At 45.1% G+C, this 16,332-nt stretch carries 17 protein-coding genes; 1 reads left to right on the top strand and 16 read right to left on the bottom strand.

Translation table 11 applies throughout. The features are described from left to right. Window positions 1-12 precede the first annotated feature (12 nt). The gene (locus GUY17_RS08790; RefSeq protein WP_162022905.1) at window positions 13-3,486 is read right to left on the bottom strand and encodes a tape measure protein; all 3,474 of its coding nucleotides are present in this window, start codon (window positions 3,484-3,486) and stop codon (window positions 13-15) included. A gap of 102 nt (window positions 3,487-3,588) precedes the next feature. On the opposite strand from GUY17_RS08790, the gene yecR reads away from it, so the two are divergent. Beyond that, window positions 3,589-3,915, top strand: a complete 327-nt coding sequence (yecR, locus tag GUY17_RS08785) for a YecR family lipoprotein (protein WP_162022904.1) — start codon at window positions 3,589-3,591, stop codon at window positions 3,913-3,915. 35 nt (window positions 3,916-3,950) lie between these two features. Here the strand turns inward: yecR and GUY17_RS08780 are convergent, their stop codons facing one another. From GUY17_RS08780 to GUY17_RS08710, 15 genes are all read right to left on the bottom strand, one after another. Continuing rightward, on the bottom strand, window positions 3,951-4,670 hold the full coding sequence (locus GUY17_RS08780; protein WP_162022903.1) for a hypothetical protein: 720 nt from the start codon (window positions 4,668-4,670) through the stop codon (window positions 3,951-3,953). Next, complete coding sequence (locus GUY17_RS08775) at window positions 4,667-5,092, bottom strand: hypothetical protein (protein ID WP_162022902.1); 426 nt, start codon at window positions 5,090-5,092, stop codon at window positions 4,667-4,669. The genes GUY17_RS08780 and GUY17_RS08775 overlap by 4 nt, the downstream gene beginning before the upstream one ends. A gap of 25 nt (window positions 5,093-5,117) precedes the next feature. Next, window positions 5,118-5,669, bottom strand: a complete 552-nt coding sequence (locus GUY17_RS08770) for a hypothetical protein (protein WP_162022901.1) — start codon at window positions 5,667-5,669, stop codon at window positions 5,118-5,120. Window positions 5,670-5,678: 9 nt separating this feature from the next. Then, window positions 5,679-6,005, bottom strand: a complete 327-nt coding sequence (locus GUY17_RS08765; RefSeq protein WP_162022900.1) for a hypothetical protein — start codon at window positions 6,003-6,005, stop codon at window positions 5,679-5,681. Further along, window positions 5,998-6,318 (bottom strand): DUF2190 family protein, encoded by a 321-nt coding sequence (locus GUY17_RS08760; protein WP_162022899.1) that lies wholly within the window; start codon window positions 6,316-6,318, stop codon window positions 5,998-6,000. Before GUY17_RS08760 ends, GUY17_RS08765 begins: the two co-directional genes overlap by 8 nt. 104 nt (window positions 6,319-6,422) lie before the next feature. Continuing rightward, window positions 6,423-8,483, bottom strand: a complete 2,061-nt coding sequence (locus tag GUY17_RS08755) for a ClpP-like prohead protease/major capsid protein fusion protein (protein ID WP_254439890.1) — start codon at window positions 8,481-8,483, stop codon at window positions 6,423-6,425. After that, complete coding sequence (locus GUY17_RS08750; protein WP_162022898.1) at window positions 8,404-9,963, bottom strand: phage portal protein; 1,560 nt, start codon at window positions 9,961-9,963, stop codon at window positions 8,404-8,406. Before GUY17_RS08750 ends, GUY17_RS08755 begins: the two co-directional genes overlap by 80 nt. Window positions 9,964-9,971: 8 nt before the next feature. Continuing rightward, complete coding sequence (locus GUY17_RS08745; protein ID WP_011637143.1) at window positions 9,972-10,175, bottom strand: hypothetical protein; 204 nt, start codon at window positions 10,173-10,175, stop codon at window positions 9,972-9,974. Beyond that, entirely contained in the window at window positions 10,175-12,157 is a 1,983-nt protein-coding gene (locus GUY17_RS08740; protein WP_162022897.1) for a phage terminase large subunit family protein, read from the bottom strand. Before GUY17_RS08740 ends, GUY17_RS08745 begins: the two co-directional genes overlap by 1 nt. Next, window positions 12,132-12,665 (bottom strand): terminase small subunit, encoded by a 534-nt coding sequence (locus tag GUY17_RS08735; protein WP_140235028.1) that lies wholly within the window; start codon window positions 12,663-12,665, stop codon window positions 12,132-12,134. Before GUY17_RS08735 ends, GUY17_RS08740 begins: the two co-directional genes overlap by 26 nt. Window positions 12,666-12,668: 3 nt before the next feature. Beyond that, window positions 12,669-12,974 (bottom strand): HP1 family phage holin, encoded by a 306-nt coding sequence (locus tag GUY17_RS08730; RefSeq protein ID WP_167526092.1) that lies wholly within the window; start codon window positions 12,972-12,974, stop codon window positions 12,669-12,671. A 137-nt stretch (window positions 12,975-13,111) separates the two neighbouring features. Then, window positions 13,112-13,549: a hypothetical protein gene (locus GUY17_RS08725; protein ID WP_162022895.1), complete on the bottom strand. Its 438-nt coding sequence runs from the start codon at window positions 13,547-13,549 to the stop codon at window positions 13,112-13,114. Next, window positions 13,549-14,016: a lysozyme gene (locus GUY17_RS08720; protein WP_162022894.1), complete on the bottom strand. Its 468-nt coding sequence runs from the start codon at window positions 14,014-14,016 to the stop codon at window positions 13,549-13,551. The genes GUY17_RS08725 and GUY17_RS08720 overlap by 1 nt, the downstream gene beginning before the upstream one ends. Window positions 14,017-14,375: 359 nt before the next feature. Next, window positions 14,376-14,969, bottom strand: a complete 594-nt coding sequence (locus GUY17_RS08715; protein ID WP_162022893.1) for a hypothetical protein — start codon at window positions 14,967-14,969, stop codon at window positions 14,376-14,378. A 106-nt stretch (window positions 14,970-15,075) separates the two neighbouring features. Further along, window positions 15,076-16,203 (bottom strand): PIN domain-containing protein, encoded by a 1,128-nt coding sequence (locus GUY17_RS08710; RefSeq protein ID WP_162022892.1) that lies wholly within the window; start codon window positions 16,201-16,203, stop codon window positions 15,076-15,078. Window positions 16,204-16,332: the final 129 nt, after the last annotated feature.

Here is a 16,332-nt window from a genome sequence, read left to right as displayed (position 1 = left end):
GCAAACGAGCGGCTAACCACCCACCGACTGCAAACGCTTAATCTCGGCCACAAGTTCATTCACAATGCTGCGCTTGGTTTGTGCATCAAACGTGCGGTTACCCACTTGCAACTGCAGCACTACGGTGTCGCTACTATTCGCGGCGGACGTTGTAATGGTTGGCTGGGTTTGGGTAGTCACATTGGTTTGCACAGTACTGGCGGTAGATTGTTGTTTGGTGGTAGCAGCGTCGCTAATGGCTTGCTTTTCGCTGGCGTCTTGCTGGGCTTTTATTTCGGCGGTGCGATAAGCGTAAACCTTGTTTAGCGTTTTTTCGGCTTCTCTCAGTTGGGTGATTAATGTCTTGTCGCCCGTTGATTCAGCCTGAGCTAATTGGGTTTTAATATCGGCTAGCTCTTGCTGATAACGACGTTTTTCGATTTCATCCTGGCGGCCAAGGTAACCGTCTAGTTCGTCTTGCAACGTATCGAGGGTTGATTGAGCACTGTCACGTAATGAGTCCATGCTCGATTTGGCTGAATCAATGGCCGTGCGCAGCACACCCAAGTCTTGATCGTTCATCAAGTTCATTGAGTTAGCCGCACGTTCGGCACTATTGATTAAGCCAATGTTGCCACTTTCGGCAGCATCGAGGGCATCAACCATTTTTAACAGTTCAATGCGTTGACCATAATAGGCCGCCTGCGCTTGCTTACCGGCTATCTCGGCTTTACGGGCAAAATTACTAATGCCAGTAAAATCGATTGACTTGGCTTGCACATCAAGCAGATCACTAATCTCACCACTTAGATTTTTGTAAATCTTTATGGTTTTCTCTAGTTCACTGCTTGAGTCAGTTAATAGCGTTTGGCCATACAGTATCGACTTAAAGTAAGCCACAGCACCGGTGCTGAGTTCAGCGACTTCAGCTGTAACACTTTTTAAATAATCGGTGAAGAACTTGGCAACACTGGCTAATGCAGAACCGGCTTGCTGCGCACTTTTAACCACCACCCCCATGGTGTTTTCCATGGTAGTGCCAATGCCTTCGTTCGCATTTTTAACTTGTTTATCTGTCTCTTCGCTGTCATTGCCTAAGCCAACTTGCACATTTCTCAAGCGACTATATTGTTCTATTAGTGAATCAATATTATCGCTTAATCCAAGGTTAGCGGCTTTTATCCGAATGCTCGACTCGACTTGTTTATCACCTGCAGCAGCGGCTTTTATCGATGCTTCTGCGTATTTTAAAAATGCCTGGTTAAGTTCGTTGGTCGATGCAACACCATCTTTAGCACCCTGTTTAACTTCTTCATAGGTGGATTTAGCTGCCGCAGCTTGTTCGCGCAATACCGAAACGGTAGTAATACCCGCCTTAGACATAGCCAATTCAAACTCTTTGATTTTGGCGGTCTGTTCGTCGGTAGCATCACCTTGAGTTTTCTGGGCGTCAGCCACTTTATTAGCTGCATCTGCCTGCACTTTAGCGCTTTTAGTTGCTGCATCACCCGCAGCCTTGTAAGCGCTTGATGCTGATTGCTCAACCTCCCCCGTTATCTGTTTCCAAGCAGCATTAATGTCTTTGCTGTCTTGCTCAATTTGTTGCTTGTAGCCATTAGAAATAGCCTTTACAGCCTCCGAGACTTGACGGATAGAAGCGCCAAGTTCATCACCACCAAGCGCCTCAATCATATAGGCATAAGCATCAATAATTTTGGCAAATGATGTGGTAGCTACAAGCGCAATAGCAGATAGCCCAGCCGTAATACCGTTCCACACTAAGCGTAACGATCCGCTAATCACATTTAATGCCCGAGCAAATGCGGCGATGTTCTCAAGTGTGGCGGTAATGCTGGCGCCACCATCACGGATCATGGTGGTAAAAAAGTCGCTAATGTCTTGCGCGGCCTGTTTGATTTGGCCGTTTTTATTCAATTCATCAAACTTATCATTTAACGATTGAATAAAATCAACCGCCACCTGGTAAGCACCAGAATCAGCAATAATGGTTTTAAATTCGGTCCACTTATTGGACATCAAATTAACCTGGCCACTTAAGCGCTCGAGGCTTTTTGATGCTTGCCCATTAGCTTGATTACCCATTTCGGCAAACAGCTGCTGCATAACATCGCGGCCAAGCTGCCCCGCTTCACTCATTTTTTGCAGTTGAACTGCATTTTTACCCGTTACCTTTTCAAGCAAGTCCCAAACAGGTATACCCCGTTCAACTAACTGCAGTATTTCTTCACCCTGCAGTTTTTGTTTCGCCCATGCTTGGCCAACACCAAGAATAATGCCCTCAAGCTTTTCTTGGCTTCCACCCAACTTAGCATTGTAATCGACCATGGCTTGCAAGCTGCCATTCATAGGGTCGATACCGAATGTTTTTAACGAGGCAAAGGCTTGTTTAGCCGAATCTAACCTTGTGCCGGTATTGTTGGCAAAGTCTTTAATCCATTGGGTGGCTTGTTCACCACTGGCAATACTGCCCATCATCGCGGTCATTTGGGCGCTAAATGATGCAGCATCATCACCTGCAGTCAGTATCGACTTAAGGCTTTCCCATAACTTATCGACACCAATGTAGGCACCGGCCATGGCAACCAATGAGACAGTTGCACTTTTAATGCTGCCACCAAAATCACCGGCGTCTTTTTTAGACTCAACCAATAACTTATTATGGCGTTCAAGCTTGGTGTTTACGCCGCCTAATGCGGTTTCGGCAGCGGCTTGTTGCTGCTTTAAGTCCTTGGTGGCATCTGCAAGGTTGTCCATGCTGACGCCAGCCGTTTTTAAACTGGCGGTATTTTTGTCTAATTCAGTTTTGTTTTTGTTAATACTGCTCGCTAGCTGGTTTACCTCGGTGCGAGCGGTTTTAACCTTTAAGGTGTAATCAGCTTTATTTCGACTAGCCGCTTCGGTGGCGGTGCTCACCTCAAGCAGATCTCGGCGCTGGTTATCTAACGCAGTTGCCAGTTCGGTAGCAGCATTTTTAGCGCTGGTTTGTTCATTCGTTAATTTTTGTAAATCGGTACTGGCTTTGGTTAATGCGGTAGCTTGTTCTTTGCTGGCCGTGGCACCTTGTTGTTGTTCGGTGCTGAGCTTTGCGACTTCAACCCGGGCTTGTTGTAGCTCGGTTTCATATTTAACTAATGCTGCTTGAGCTTGATTGTATTCTTGCTCAAGTTGATTGGTTGAACCTTCAGCCGCCTTTTGAGCAGCCTCAAGTTGTTTTAATTCTTTAACTGCTGCCTTTTGTTCAGTGACTAACTTATCGAGTGCAACCGAGTTATCTTTATAGGCACGTTCGCCTTTACTGATTGATGCAGTTAAACCATCAATTGAATTGGCGGCCGCTTGTAAATCTTCTAACTCTTTTAAACGGGCATTAAGGATTTCGCTTTGTGATGCTAATTCAGCAACCGCTTTTTCAGACTTCTTGGCTTCGCTGGAAAATAGATCTTTACCCTGAATAATCAGGTTAATGACTTGGTCTTTAAAACTCATAATCAGCCTTTATAAACTTGTTTTTATGCACTAAAAATACCTCGACTATTTCTAGGTTGAGGTACAAGATGAGCTCTACTTATAGGAATCAGGGATAGATGAATGAAAATCGGATCAATAGGTTTTATGGCTTTATTACTACTAACTGCATGCTCTTCTGTTCCTAAAGAATGGCAAGCAATGGATGGAAGCAAAGCCGATGGAAAAGTAATACTTTCTTATTTGTTTAGACCAATACTTGATACCCCACCGGTAAATGATCAAGGGGCATTAAACATAGCAATGACTAAGTGCAATGCCTGGGGATATTCTTCAGCGAGTGCCTTTGGTGCTGAAACAAAATCATGTCACAGTACTTCTATGGATAAAGACGGAAATGTGGGTTGTGTAAGATTGTTAATTCAGAAAGTGTATCAATGCGAAAACTAGAATTGAGCCCTCTATTGCAGAGGGCTCAAAGACGCTTACGCTGCACTACGCACAAAGAACTTAGACTTACCTGCTGCAACGATTGCCGTATTGGCCAATACGCCACCTTCAATGTCGAACGAACCAAAGTCGTCACCGATTAAATCTAGGCCTGATGTTGGGCTAGGCTTCCAGCGGTAGAACTTAAGCGTGTAAGGTTTTCCAGTGGCATCGTTGACACCATCAACAATCACTTTGACCTCAGCGCCTGACTCAACCAGTGCTTGCAAAGCGTTACCCGCTTTACTGGTGTAACTGACTTTTAACGATTCTGCTGCAGTAATAGCACCAGTGCTTAATGCACGAATACCACCGGCACTAACCACATAATCAACATCAACGTCGTAAGTAGTTGAACCTGCCGCATTAGTGACAACTGGCGGGATAGTGGTATCAATCATTTTAGCGGTGTCGGCTAAACCATCTAATATGGCAATAATCACTTCATCGGTGACAGCACCGGCGGTTAATACTTCAACTTTACCGCGCAAGCCCAATGCTAAGTTGGCGTTACTAAAATCGTTTAATGTCATCGATAGCTTTACCGATTTCACTTTAGTGATTTCAGCGGCATTACCGCCACCGCCACGATAGTTAGGCTGCTCTTTGGTTTCTTGCTCGATGTCGATTTTTACGCCACTGGCGTTACCAACATCGCGGCCATTGACATACACAATGCCTGAGCCGATGTAACTTTCGGTTACGGTTTCGCTCATAATTTATCTCCAAATGTAACTAAATGAACAAGGGTTAAGGTAATGACCGCCAGACCATGTTTTTCATGGGCTTCGGGCATAATGTATTTACAGGGTTCAGCTTCTTTAAAGCTGATAGCACTAGTCAACCACGAGGGTTTTTCAGTGTTACGCTCGTCTTTAAAAAAGGCGCTGCGAATGTCTCGAACTAAGTTGATTAGCTCGGCGGTGGGTTCAGTTGATTTGCTTAAATTGATACCGGCTACCACTTGTAAGGCAATTTCATCACGGTATTTATCTAGCCCGTTTTTAGCACCAAACAAATCGGTATAAGGTTGCAAAAAAATAAACTGCGACTCTTTGGCTAACCCTTGGGTGTAAAACCCTTCGCGCACAGTTGCACCGTCAACCAATTTGAGTCGGTCTAAAATTGTTTGGATCATGGGTACCTCGATGCCTGGTAAAAGACTACTTAGCGTATTGGCCATATTTTTTACGCAGATGGGCAATAATGGGTGGTTCTAAATCATCACGCATAAAGCCAAAACTGCCTGCCACTGAAGGGCCGTATAACGCTTTTTGTCCGTTAAGTTCACGCCAAGAGTTATCACCCTTTTTGCGACTAAACATAAGTTGATTACCGTTGCGGCCAATGACAGTAAACGCACCACTAAACCACACAGGCTTATTGCGAAGAACGTTTATGCTAAAGCCACCGGCGACCCTTGCCGCCCGCTTACCCACTTTATAACGTGGGCTGGCAAAACGGGTTAAGGTGCTGGGGCGCATCCTTGCGCTGATGTAAGACCTAAGGGTTTTGGGGTTAATGCTGACACTGAAATGCTGCTCCACATACGACTTCGACTTAAAGCCGTACTTTGTGAATATTTCATCTACAGCTAGCTGGTTACCAAACTTGGCCGCATCGTCTATGGCCTTTTCAATGGCTGGCGACTGCGCATCACGCATGCGTTTAAGCTCGCGATTTACTGCGTCAAAGCCTGTCATTGTTAACGCCATAATGTCGCCTTAAAGTTGAATATAAATATAAGTCACACATACCGAGTCGGTGCTAACCCGTTGCGTTAACCGGCACTCAGTACCGTTAATGGTGAACACATCACCTGAGTTAACATCACCCTCGGTGAGTAAGAACTCAGCACGCATGATTAACTCGGGCACATACTCATTAGACGATGCGGCAATTTCGCTGCCGTTATCATCTAACGATACCAAACGGTTATAAGGTGTTGCCCCATCCACTGGGGCAAACTCACACGGGTCAGCCAAGCGCTGAAACACCCGCACTATTTTGGCATTTACTCGGTCAGCAAATACCGATGCCAAGCTAGGCATTCACTTTTACCCAAACACTATCACTCGGGTTAGCCGCATCGGCCCAAGCTTTACCGGCTAAGGTATTGCCAGATGCAACACTAGTGATCATGCCATCAGCCTTGATATACACCTGCCCACCTTGGGTAATGTCATCAGCGGTCACTTTTGGCAACTCGTATACGCCTTCGGTTGCACCGACGCCCGCTTCACCAATAGCAACATTGCCAAGCGACACGGCAACCACTTTACCTACTAATACTGGGTCACCACTAGCAACTGCTGCCGTGGCGATAAAGTCGATGGTAGTGCCATCTGCTACACAATTTTTCATAAGGTTTTTCCCAATTACGTTAAAAATTTGCCATTAAAAAGGCCGCTTACTCATGGCGAGTTCGCGGCCCTGTTGTTGTAAAAGGCTTTAGGTTTAACAATGCCTTACACACCCGTTGATTTAACCAATCCACGGTGATCAAGTGGTGAAACACCGGCATCAATACGCACTTTGGTTGCAACACCATCAACGGTGAAACCTTGTTGCTGTTCAATGTATGGCGTGTCGATGCCATCAAGGTAAGCCACTTCAATTGTGTCTTCACCTTGAGCGGCTGATAAATACCACTCTTTATCGCTTTTCGCTTTTAAACGTGGCTCAGATAACACTTCAACAAAGTCGCGGATTGGGTTAGCAATACCTGAGTTTGCATCGGTGCCTTTAACCGACGTTGATTGAATGATTTGCAACACTGCACGTTTAAGGTTTGGCGGTACCAATGCAAATGCTGGCATGATGTTTAATGGTGACTCGCCAATCATTTGCGATTCCATTAACTCAGCAGCAATACTGAACGCTTCAACGCTTGGCGCACCCGATGCTAAGTTACCGTGATCGGCATGGAACAAAGCTTTGCCGTCGTTCATTTTGGCGTTTTTGGTTAACACAGCCCAAAACAAATCACCAATAGTGCGCTTAGCCGCTTTACCCATTTTCATCGGTACGCCCATTAACATGTCCATGTCATCGTTGATAACCGTTTGGCGTGTTAACGTGAAAATACCGCCGTAGGTTGCTAAGGCAATTTTTTCAGCGTGGTCGCCAACAGTGATGTACTTGTACTCTGCTCCGTCCTTCACTTCTGGTAAGCTTTTAAACTCACCCATGCCAACACGATGCGCGACTTTAAAGTCACTTAACTGACCTTTTTTAGCGATACGTTCAAAGGTTTCAGCCGCTTCAGCCCAACCTTTTAATACTGACTTATTGGCTACATCTAACATGATGTTACCGAAATCAGATGAAGTATGAGTAAACGCTAACCCCACCATTTGCATCACGTTCATACCGGCACAACCGATACCACGGTCAGCTAACGATGCACGGGCAAGTTCACGTAAGTTATAGCTACCATAGCCATTGTCTTTTTGTGCCGCTTCATGACCAGCTCGTGCCATTAATTGTGCACGAATTGAGTCACCAACAATGTTACCGTTGCTGGCATGAATAATGACACTTTTAGGCTGCGTAGCGCATGGCGTGACACCTTCGCCAAGCTTAGCCAAGATAAGGTCTTTCGACTTTTCGGCATTGATGTTGGCATCAGCAATACAACTGTTTTTAAGTTCAGCTAATTGCGGGAACGTAGCAAACGCGGCATTAATACCGGTAATACGTTCTGCATTAAAGGTAATGGCAGCAGCTTGAATATCAGCTTGCGACGGTGCAGCTGGTGCTGGTACCGATGCGACTGGGGTTGTAGTGGCTGCTGGCGCAGTTGGGGTGGTAGCACCGATATTGCCCTGTTGTGCTAGCAGGGTTTGTAATGCTTTAGGCATATTATTAAAGTCCTTCAGTCGTTTAAAATTAATTGATGCAGCCATTTGCATCGGTTCTATCACTTCATCTGCTAGCCCAAGATCAACCGCTTCTTGTGCAGACAACCAAGTGTCTTCTTTAAAAAATTGTCCTAGCTGTTCATCACTTAACTTGCCGCCGGCTTTATCTTGATAAGCCTTGCCCATACTTGAGCGCCACTTATCGAGCAAGTCTGCGTATTCACGTAAATCATCAGCGGTACCAACAGCACCGCCCCAATTGCTATGGATCATCAAAAAGGCATTTGACGGCATAATCACGGTGTCAAAAGCCATACAAATAACACTGGCCATAGAAGCAGCAACCGACTCAATACAAATCGACTTTTGGCAAGGCCAGCGAGCGAGAATGTTATAAATGGCCATGCCGTCCATCACATCGCCGCCACCCGATTGAATGTAAGCGTTAATCTGCGACACTTTGCCCATTGCGCGTAGGTCGGTGGCGATTTGTTTGGCGGTAAAATCCCAGCCAACATCGCCATATAAAATCAATTCGACCACGCCATTGGCAGCACCTTTCATGCTGTAGATACCGCGTTTTTCTTTACTCTCGGTCAAGCTCACTGATGCGCTTGGCATTAGCATCATGGCGGCCACGGCTAGACTTATTTTTGTCTTTTTCACTTGGGGTTTCTCCGTTTTGTGGCTCTGGGTCGTTACCCGTAACCATGTCGTTTTCGCGGTTAAACTTCAGCTCACGTTGACGTTGTCGTTTAACTTCGCTTGGGTTACGGCCACGAGCTCGCGCCCAGTCAGCCTCGGTTGCGGCATTACCGGCTATCATCATTTCCCAGCCTTGGGATTCTTTGCGGGGGTCAATCCATGGCATGGTTGGCCCGTAATACACAGCATCAAACAAGGTGCGGGTGTCTAGGTCTGGCGGCAGGGTTATAGGGTCTTGCTTGTTCATTAACTCCATTTCCAACCAGTTACGAAACGCAGGCCGTGCCCAACCGGCACAAAACCATTGCTGCATAATGCGGTTCGACTCGTCTTGCTCAACCAGCTCTTGGCGTTGGCTTGAATAACTGCCTTGATAGTCACGGGCAATGCTCGAGTAACTGCCACGAGTACCCGCAGCACAAGCTTTTAACTGGCCATTACGAAAATCGACTAAATGCACGTTGGGGCGATTGGACTCAATCATGCCGACGTCTTCACCAACAGCGAGATCATCAAAGGTCATGCCTGGTGCAATGTTTATTTCGCGGTCAGCCTTAGCATCACCATCTAGGCCAAACATACTGGCGTCACCGCGTTTGATGTAAAACGCTAACGCGGCAGCAATACGCGCTGCTACCCGTTCAGACTCTTCATAGTCTTTAATGTCGCCAAGGCGGGTTAAAATGCCATGAAAAATACTGATACCGCGCAGCTGGTGCAAACGCTTAAACATACCAAGGTGCAGCATGTTACTTGCGGGTACGGCTTTAGTTTTGTAGCGAAAGCCAATTTGGTCAGACGGGTGATCAAACAACACATGGTAATTAACCACCTGCCCCCAACCATTAACCTCTAACCCTTGTCGAACGCGGGTTGATACATCGTTAAGTTCAAACGGAATGTAATCAGGCTCTAACGCTTCAATACTGTATTGCGTGCCTTGCGGGTTGGGATGACCAAACTTAGCCACCTTGCCACGCACTTGATGGCCGAATACTTCACCGTCGCGCAATGCGGTACGTAACACTAAGCGTTCAAGCTCTGGCCGTGTGTAGCGCCCTGTTACATCAGGCTTTAATGACCATGCAGCAAAACGACGCTGAATATCATTGGCCAGTTCGTCGAGTATTTCACCACTAATACTGCGGGGCTGTGGCTCAACCACAATACCTTGGGCACCAATTACCCGTTCTTCCATGCGGTCTAAAATACCAATACTGAGGTCGTGGTTTTCGTCTAACCATCGCGCCTGTTCGCGCAAGCTTTTACCTGCAGCAAATACCGCTTGGTTTGCGCCGCGCCCCTCTTTATTGGCTTTGTGGGTTCGGCTTGGGCTGGCAGCTTCGTAACCTTTAAGGTTGCGATAACTCATTGCAGCCGCCTGTCGTTTTAACGCCCAGCCAGGGGATAAATACGATAGTGCATCGTTAATAATGCTCATATTGATTCCTAGTTAAATCGGGCGAGTGTGGTACCCCGTGGGCGGGTGTACATGCTTAAGGTGCGCTGCCATTCCATGCGGCCTTTGCGAATTTGTTCCAGGTCTTCTGTACTCATCATCTTGCCGTTGATGCTGACGGACTTACCCGCCAGTACATCTTTTTCGGCTTCGATATACAGCGCGACCATGTCTGCCGCTTCTTGCTTTGACATTACAGCCAGCCTCCTGATTTAACCGAACCACCATTTAGCCAGTTATTGGCTTGGCTCTTTTTCGGTTTTTTAGGTTTGGGGGATTCATCGGTTGATGCTTCGTTTTGAGTGTCGGTTGTTATCACTTTACTGAGCGAGTCGAGATTAATGCCAAAGCGATCAATGGCGATATACAGCGCAGCCAAGGCATACACAAAACAGTCGAGCGCTTCGTTACGTCTGCCGCCAGCTTCCCAGCGGTAAACAATGCGACCGTCGCGGCGTGTCGGCAATTTGCGTTCAGACGTTAACTGTTGCAGTTCGGTGTCATCACAAATGCTGTCGTTCAGTGGCAAATGAATTGCACCAGGTGTACGCGTATCAACACTGGGTTGAGTGCGCATCATGGCCATGATCAACTCTTTGGCGTTGTCGGTACCCACCTCGGTTAAATACACACCTTTGTTACTTCGCTTACGCGGGAAATTGGCAATCGGCTTGCCGTACATATTGGCGCCTTTAATGGGTACCACGCGGAACAAACCTAGCTTTTTACTCATTGAGTAAACGGTATCGGAGTAATGGCCGCCCGAATCCCAACACGTTGTGCCAATGCTCAACACAATGCCGTCGTTACGGGGGTAACTTTGGTTTAAGCGCAGCGCGACTTTATCCAGTAACACTTGGCTGGCTGGGTCGCCATACAAAATAAACCTATCGATTAAGGCGCACTCTTTACCTGCACCCCACCCCCAAACACGGCCTTCGTAGCGGTCGTCTTGGGTATCAACACCCGCGGTGACATACACAACCCAATCGGGCATTTTGCCGTTGGGGTACATTTCACGCCTGCGGCCTAAGTCTTCCCACTCAATGCGTTCGCCGTTGTCGTTGTCCCATGGCTGGCCCAATTTGGTGTTAACAAAGGTTTGTAACTTTTCTTTGTCGCCTTTGGCTTTGTAAAATTCGGTGACTAACTTGGCCCAACTGTTAAGCGTGTTATAAGCCGACCAGATATAAATCGAGATATTTTCGGGCGTTAAAAAGTCGTCGCCGTCTTTATCAAAAAACGAAATAAAGTCTGTGGTGTAAACGCCCGTTTTGTCGCAAATCCATAACGCGCTTGGGTGTTCTTCCATGTCGTGCAGTTGATTGTTTTCAATGCAGCAACCGCAGTGCTCGCACACGTAATAGGCGGTTTTTGGCTCGCTGCCTTGCCACTTAATACCAAAGGGTTCAGTTTTACCGCCCCACTTTAAATGCTGCAGCTCATCGCAATGTGGGCATGGCAAGTTGAATCTAAATTGGTACTGGCTTTCGCTACAGGCCTTTTCAATTTGGCAGGTACCTAATACTTTAGGCGTTGAACCCCGTATCGATTTAGGAAACAACGACAGTTCAACACGGGTGTCACCTAACGATGTGGCATTACCTTCGTGTTCGATTGACTCATCAAAACCGGCTAACTCATCGTAAATAACATCATCGGTTGATATTTCACGGTAGTTAGCCGCGGCGGTACCACCACGCACCATTAAGGTTTTACCGTTGGTAAAAATTTTATCTTCTAAGGTACTGTCTTTATGCTTGCGACCAATCCACGGCGCTAAGGCTTTCCAAATCGGCATGTCGCGTATGGCCGTTTCAACGTGCTTTTTCATGAACGTTTTGGCGGCACCGTCACGCGGCTGGTATATCAACACGTTACGTTTTTTGTGTTCTATCTTGTAGCCAGCATTGGCCATCAACATTTTGGTGTAACCCACACGCGCAGACTTCATAATGTTCAGCGTGGTAATTTGGTCGTTACCCATGGCATTTAATATGCCGATTTGAAACGGTAAGCTTTCCCATTTACCTTCGGTGTACGACGATTCAGACGACATATAAAAATGGGTGTCGGCGTATTCACTACAGGTCAACATTGGTGGACGATAAAACGATTTAAGGCCAGCAGCGACAGCAGCTTTCAAATTTTTAATCTGTGCTTCTGATATATTCATCTAATAAATCCTCAATGCCGTTGGCCAGTTCAGCGGCGGTGTTTTGGCTTTTAATCACTTCGGCGCGAATAGCGTCTATGGTGCGTTCTGGCATATCGGGGAATTTACGTTTTACCCGAATGTGTATTTGGTCCAGCACTGGCGATATTTGCGCGGCAATGCGACTCAGCACAAACGAGCAAAACGTCACCTCGACCACTTCTTTGCCGTCTTTTTCGTTTTTAAGCTCTTGGCCGTAGGCTTGCGCTTTGATTAAACGCCAACGCTCAAACTCGATGTTGGGCTTGTCGTTATCTTCGGGCGTTGGATTGCTTACATGTTTTTTACGCTCATTAGCCACGCGGTTACCCACCACATCGCTCATGGTGTACAAGCACTCACGACCTTTTTTGCTGTGTATCGGCACATCCCACTTATCGAACGCTTGGGTACTAATACCCAAACTTTTGCACAGGTCGGTTTTGTTCAGTAGCACTGGCTCGGCGTCGGGTGTTTGAATACGTGCCATTAGCTAGTCCTTGTGAATATCGTCTAACACATGGCTACATCGCTCTTGTTCAATATGCTGCAATTGTTTAAGCAACACCTGCTCTTGCAGCGCTTGTATTCTGGCTTCACGCTCACTTTTTAATGTCGCACGCTGGCGCTGGCGGTCTTTATAAAACCAGTTAATAAACGCGGTAAACACAGCACACAACACGCCGACTACAACACCAATATCCATATCGTTCACATAGCTGCCAGCTGCGGTAAAAAACGAGGCGATGTAAGACAATAACGAGGTGAGTTTTGCACTTAGGTCAGTCGTTATGCTCATATTGCTGCCGCCATTGTTGTAGGCGCAGCATGTTTGCATTACAAGTTGCTAGCGCGTTGGTTTGAGTAAGGGAATGATTCAGTAAATCCAGATTTGAGAACCCAATAAAATGTGGGTTATCACAAAGCTCAAGCCAATCAGGGGGCGGTAACACATAAACCGTTTTGGTCTGTGTCACCACTTTGACAATCGGTTTGCTTGAGCAGCTGCACAGCATCACTAGGCAAATCAGTATTAGCCCAAGTTTTAGTTGGCTCATGGTTTGATGTCCTTAGCTGATTAGCACGTTCTAGTTTGTGATCTAACGTCGATTGGAGATCGGCTACTTGCTTGCGGTGCGAGGTGTTTAGCTCGGTGATAATGCGGTAATCACGTTCAAGCGTTTTGATGCGTTCATCTTTGTTAGCGTTGCTGCTCAGTAACGCATCCACGCTAACTTGCGATAGCAACAAGTCATGGCTTAATGTGCCGTTCTTAGCTTTGAGTGAGGTAATGCTTAACGCCCCAACGGCAATAACCGTCGCCATAACCAGCACTGCACATAACAGCACTGTGGTTTTAAAATCATTAAACATTACAAGTCCCTCAAACAATAACGCCGCTCATTTGAGCGGCGTTTAACTAAGCCAGGTAACTTTTTCTTTTTAGCATAAACCCACCTCGGCAACTCATTACATGCACCAACGCGGTCACCGGCCCACAACTTTTTACGCAGCGTAGATGCCCCAAAAGCCTCGGCCCCAATGTTGTAAATAAAACTCAGGTAAGCAATGTGTTCACCCTCGCTTAATGGCGGGGTAAGTTTAACCAATTCACGGTCAAAGCTTTTAAGGCTGGTTGCCAGCATGTCTAGGCACTGCTGGTGAGTGAACACCATGCCCTGTTTAATGTTATGGCCGGTTTGGCCAAAGCAGGCCGTTTCAATACCGGCAGGGTCAACATAGGTGCGTAATACTTCACCCTCACCCGTAGCAACTAACACACCGCCAGTCAGTAAAACGCCAGATAACCCCAGCGCCAAAAGCCTAGTTTTAATATTCATGCAGCACCTGGTAAATATGAGCAAAAAAATGGGCTCCAATACAGGAGCCCAACGGCGACGATCTAACGAGAGCGTATGCAAAAAGGAGCAAAAAGGAACTAGAGAGAAAGCAAAGCCCGTTACGCAGTGGTATCAAGCTTATATAAACTATAGCTGTTTTTAGGGGTAAAAATACGCCATATATGGCGTGTTTTACGCCACATATGGCGTTGGTAGAATGGGATTTGTGTGATATGTAAAACCGATAATTTCTAGGTTTGATTTAAAAGTTATCGGTTTAGTTAGTTGCCAAATATAAGAATTTAGCAATAGCGCTTTAATACGCTGAGTCACATTCTGCGAACGATAGTGGGTTGAGATTAGCGCCGCGTTAAGCGGCGAATGGAATGAGTCCGAATAGATTTTTTTGTTAGAGCCAATTCCGCTTCCATTTTTTCGATAGATACTTCTTTTATCTTAAGGTCAAGTTTCAAACCCAAATCCATTGGCTTTTGAATCTTTGAGTACCACCCGCGAAATCCAAAATAAAAACAGGATACTGCTAAAAATATAATTCCATAGACAATATTTATAAACCCAGTTTCTTTCACCAAGTCAAATTGATATCCATAGTCAGGTTTCGGCTTTGAATCGTAGTCTTTAACTCTTTGAAGATGGCTTTGTTTAATTTGCGTAATAAACTGCACTTCATCTGAACCTTCTGAACGAGGTGTCCAATCTAGAATGTTTTCATCGAGCTTATCTTCAGATATAGATTTCAATCTACGATCAATTTCTCGAACTACGCTTTCTGAAAACATCATTCGGCTTTGTTCATAATTTAACTTCTTCAACTCAAAAGTCAAATAACCTAAGTACATAAAAAAAGCAGTGACAATTGCAACTAACCAAGTACCAGTAATGGCTAAAAATTTATAGAGATTATCTGTTGGTGGTTTTGGGAAAAAATTCATCGATACATCTCAACTTCAATGTGTAGGCTCTAACGAGAATGTAGAATTTCTAAAAATAAAAACACAGTCTAATTTTTATTCATAAAATGGTTAAAAACACGAGGCTTTAATCGTACTCTCCGTAATCAGGCTCTAATGTACCAAAATTGATCGAAGTTATAGGGTTTACAACTTCAATTTCTTCAACATCTAAGTCATATAAATCACCTGCTAAATCACCTGATACAGTAATTAATATTTCAGAAGTAAACTGTTCTTCAACCGAAGCTGTAACATTACTAATATAAACATGCTCTCTGTCTATTGAGTCATATTGATAAAGGGAGAACTCACCTTCAACTTCTACGGTGATATTGGCACTTACTTCGAGGACAATATAATCCTCTGCATGATCAACTATTTTAAAATTAGTGTCAGCTAGCTCGAAGTCATTTAACCAGCCGTGACAACCATCAGGCTCCCAGTAATGAAAAGAGTCTGCTTCTTGATCTGGCGTAAACCCATTAAAGTAACTTTCTACACCGCTTCGTATTTTTCCAACAAAGTCAGCAGCATCATCTTCTTCTTTCGCCAACTTAGAAATTAGAAGAGATAAGAATGCAAAAGGAGCTGTTGCCTTATTAAACTTACTCAAGGCGTCTGCAAAATCTTCGCTGTAATCTATGTTGTCTGATGTTTCACAATAATTTTCCCAATCACCATCACGAGCAACTGCTAATACTTGAATACCACTTTCTTGAGCCCATTTTTCCACCGCTAAAAGAACAATAGCATCTGGGAATTCGTTTTTCTTTTTACCAGTTTCAGCAAAAGGAGCTTTGTTTTCAAAGTATTGCGTTAATAGCTCCGATACTGATAAATAATCACCGCATTCAAGAACTAAAGCACCTGTATTTTCTATGAATTTATCAACACGACTTGTTGCAATTCCCTCAATTTCATTGCTATCTATTAAAATTGATTTGGCATCATTAAGCTCGCTACCTTCGAAAAAAAGATGATCACCAGCATCATTTAGAGCTTTTTCTAAAGATGCTCTGGCACTTTTGACCTTATTTTCCAAGTGGCTTTTAACTTCACCTTTTATGACATCAGGCAATAGATAATCTATATCGCTATCTTTGAATTGGCTTAATTTTCCAAGCAAGCCCTTTTCAAGCTTTAATCCATGCGCATCAAATATAGAGGTATCAACAAGAATTGCTCCATATTCTTCGTTTTCATCTGAACTCATTTGCTACCTCGTAAGTGCACATAACGCTTATTGATCGATTCGTCCGATAAAGCAGACCATTTAAGTTATTGATTAATATCATCCTACATTTTCTATGTCTTTGAAGCAAAGCAATTTAATGACTCTAAC

The organism is Shewanella sp. Arc9-LZ (genome assembly GCF_010092445.1).
Taxonomy (GTDB): domain Bacteria; phylum Pseudomonadota; class Gammaproteobacteria; order Enterobacterales; family Shewanellaceae; genus Shewanella.
Note: the sequence above shows the minus strand (reverse complement) of the source record. Positions and strands in the feature narration are given on the sequence as shown.

Bases quoted from the DNA above. Each gene is read 5' to 3' on its own strand.
- GUY17_RS08770 (WP_162022901.1), bottom strand. From the start codon at position 5,669: ATGGCGTTAACAATGACAGGCTTTGACGCAGTAAATCGCGAGCTTAAA.
- GUY17_RS08735 (WP_140235028.1), bottom strand. From the start codon at position 12,665: ATGGCACGTATTCAAACACCCGACGCCGAGCCAGTGCTACTGAACAAA.
- GUY17_RS08715 (WP_162022893.1), bottom strand. From the start codon at position 14,969: ATGAATTTTTTCCCAAAACCACCAACAGATAATCTCTATAAATTTTTA.
- GUY17_RS08730 (WP_167526092.1), bottom strand. From the start codon at position 12,974: ATGAGCATAACGACTGACCTAAGTGCAAAACTCACCTCGTTATTGTCT.
- GUY17_RS08740 (WP_162022897.1), bottom strand. From the start codon at position 12,157: ATGAATATATCAGAAGCACAGATTAAAAATTTGAAAGCTGCTGTCGCT.
- GUY17_RS08745 (WP_011637143.1), bottom strand. From the start codon at position 10,175: ATGTCAAAGCAAGAAGCGGCAGACATGGTCGCGCTGTATATCGAAGCC.
- GUY17_RS08790 (WP_162022905.1), bottom strand. From the start codon at position 3,486: ATGAGTTTTAAAGACCAAGTCATTAACCTGATTATTCAGGGTAAAGAT.
- GUY17_RS08720 (WP_162022894.1), bottom strand. From the start codon at position 14,016: ATGAATATTAAAACTAGGCTTTTGGCGCTGGGGTTATCTGGCGTTTTA.
- GUY17_RS08750 (WP_162022898.1), bottom strand. From the start codon at position 9,963: ATGAGCATTATTAACGATGCACTATCGTATTTATCCCCTGGCTGGGCG.
- GUY17_RS08775 (WP_162022902.1), bottom strand. From the start codon at position 5,092: ATGATCCAAACAATTTTAGACCGACTCAAATTGGTTGACGGTGCAACT.
- GUY17_RS08725 (WP_162022895.1), bottom strand. From the start codon at position 13,549: ATGTTTAATGATTTTAAAACCACAGTGCTGTTATGTGCAGTGCTGGTT.
- yecR (WP_162022904.1), top strand. From the start codon at position 3,589: ATGAAAATCGGATCAATAGGTTTTATGGCTTTATTACTACTAACTGCA.
- GUY17_RS08710 (WP_162022892.1), bottom strand. From the start codon at position 16,203: ATGAGTTCAGATGAAAACGAAGAATATGGAGCAATTCTTGTTGATACC.
- GUY17_RS08780 (WP_162022903.1), bottom strand. From the start codon at position 4,670: ATGAGCGAAACCGTAACCGAAAGTTACATCGGCTCAGGCATTGTGTAT.
- GUY17_RS08760 (WP_162022899.1), bottom strand. From the start codon at position 6,318: ATGAAAAATTGTGTAGCAGATGGCACTACCATCGACTTTATCGCCACG.
- GUY17_RS08765 (WP_162022900.1), bottom strand. From the start codon at position 6,005: ATGCCTAGCTTGGCATCGGTATTTGCTGACCGAGTAAATGCCAAAATA.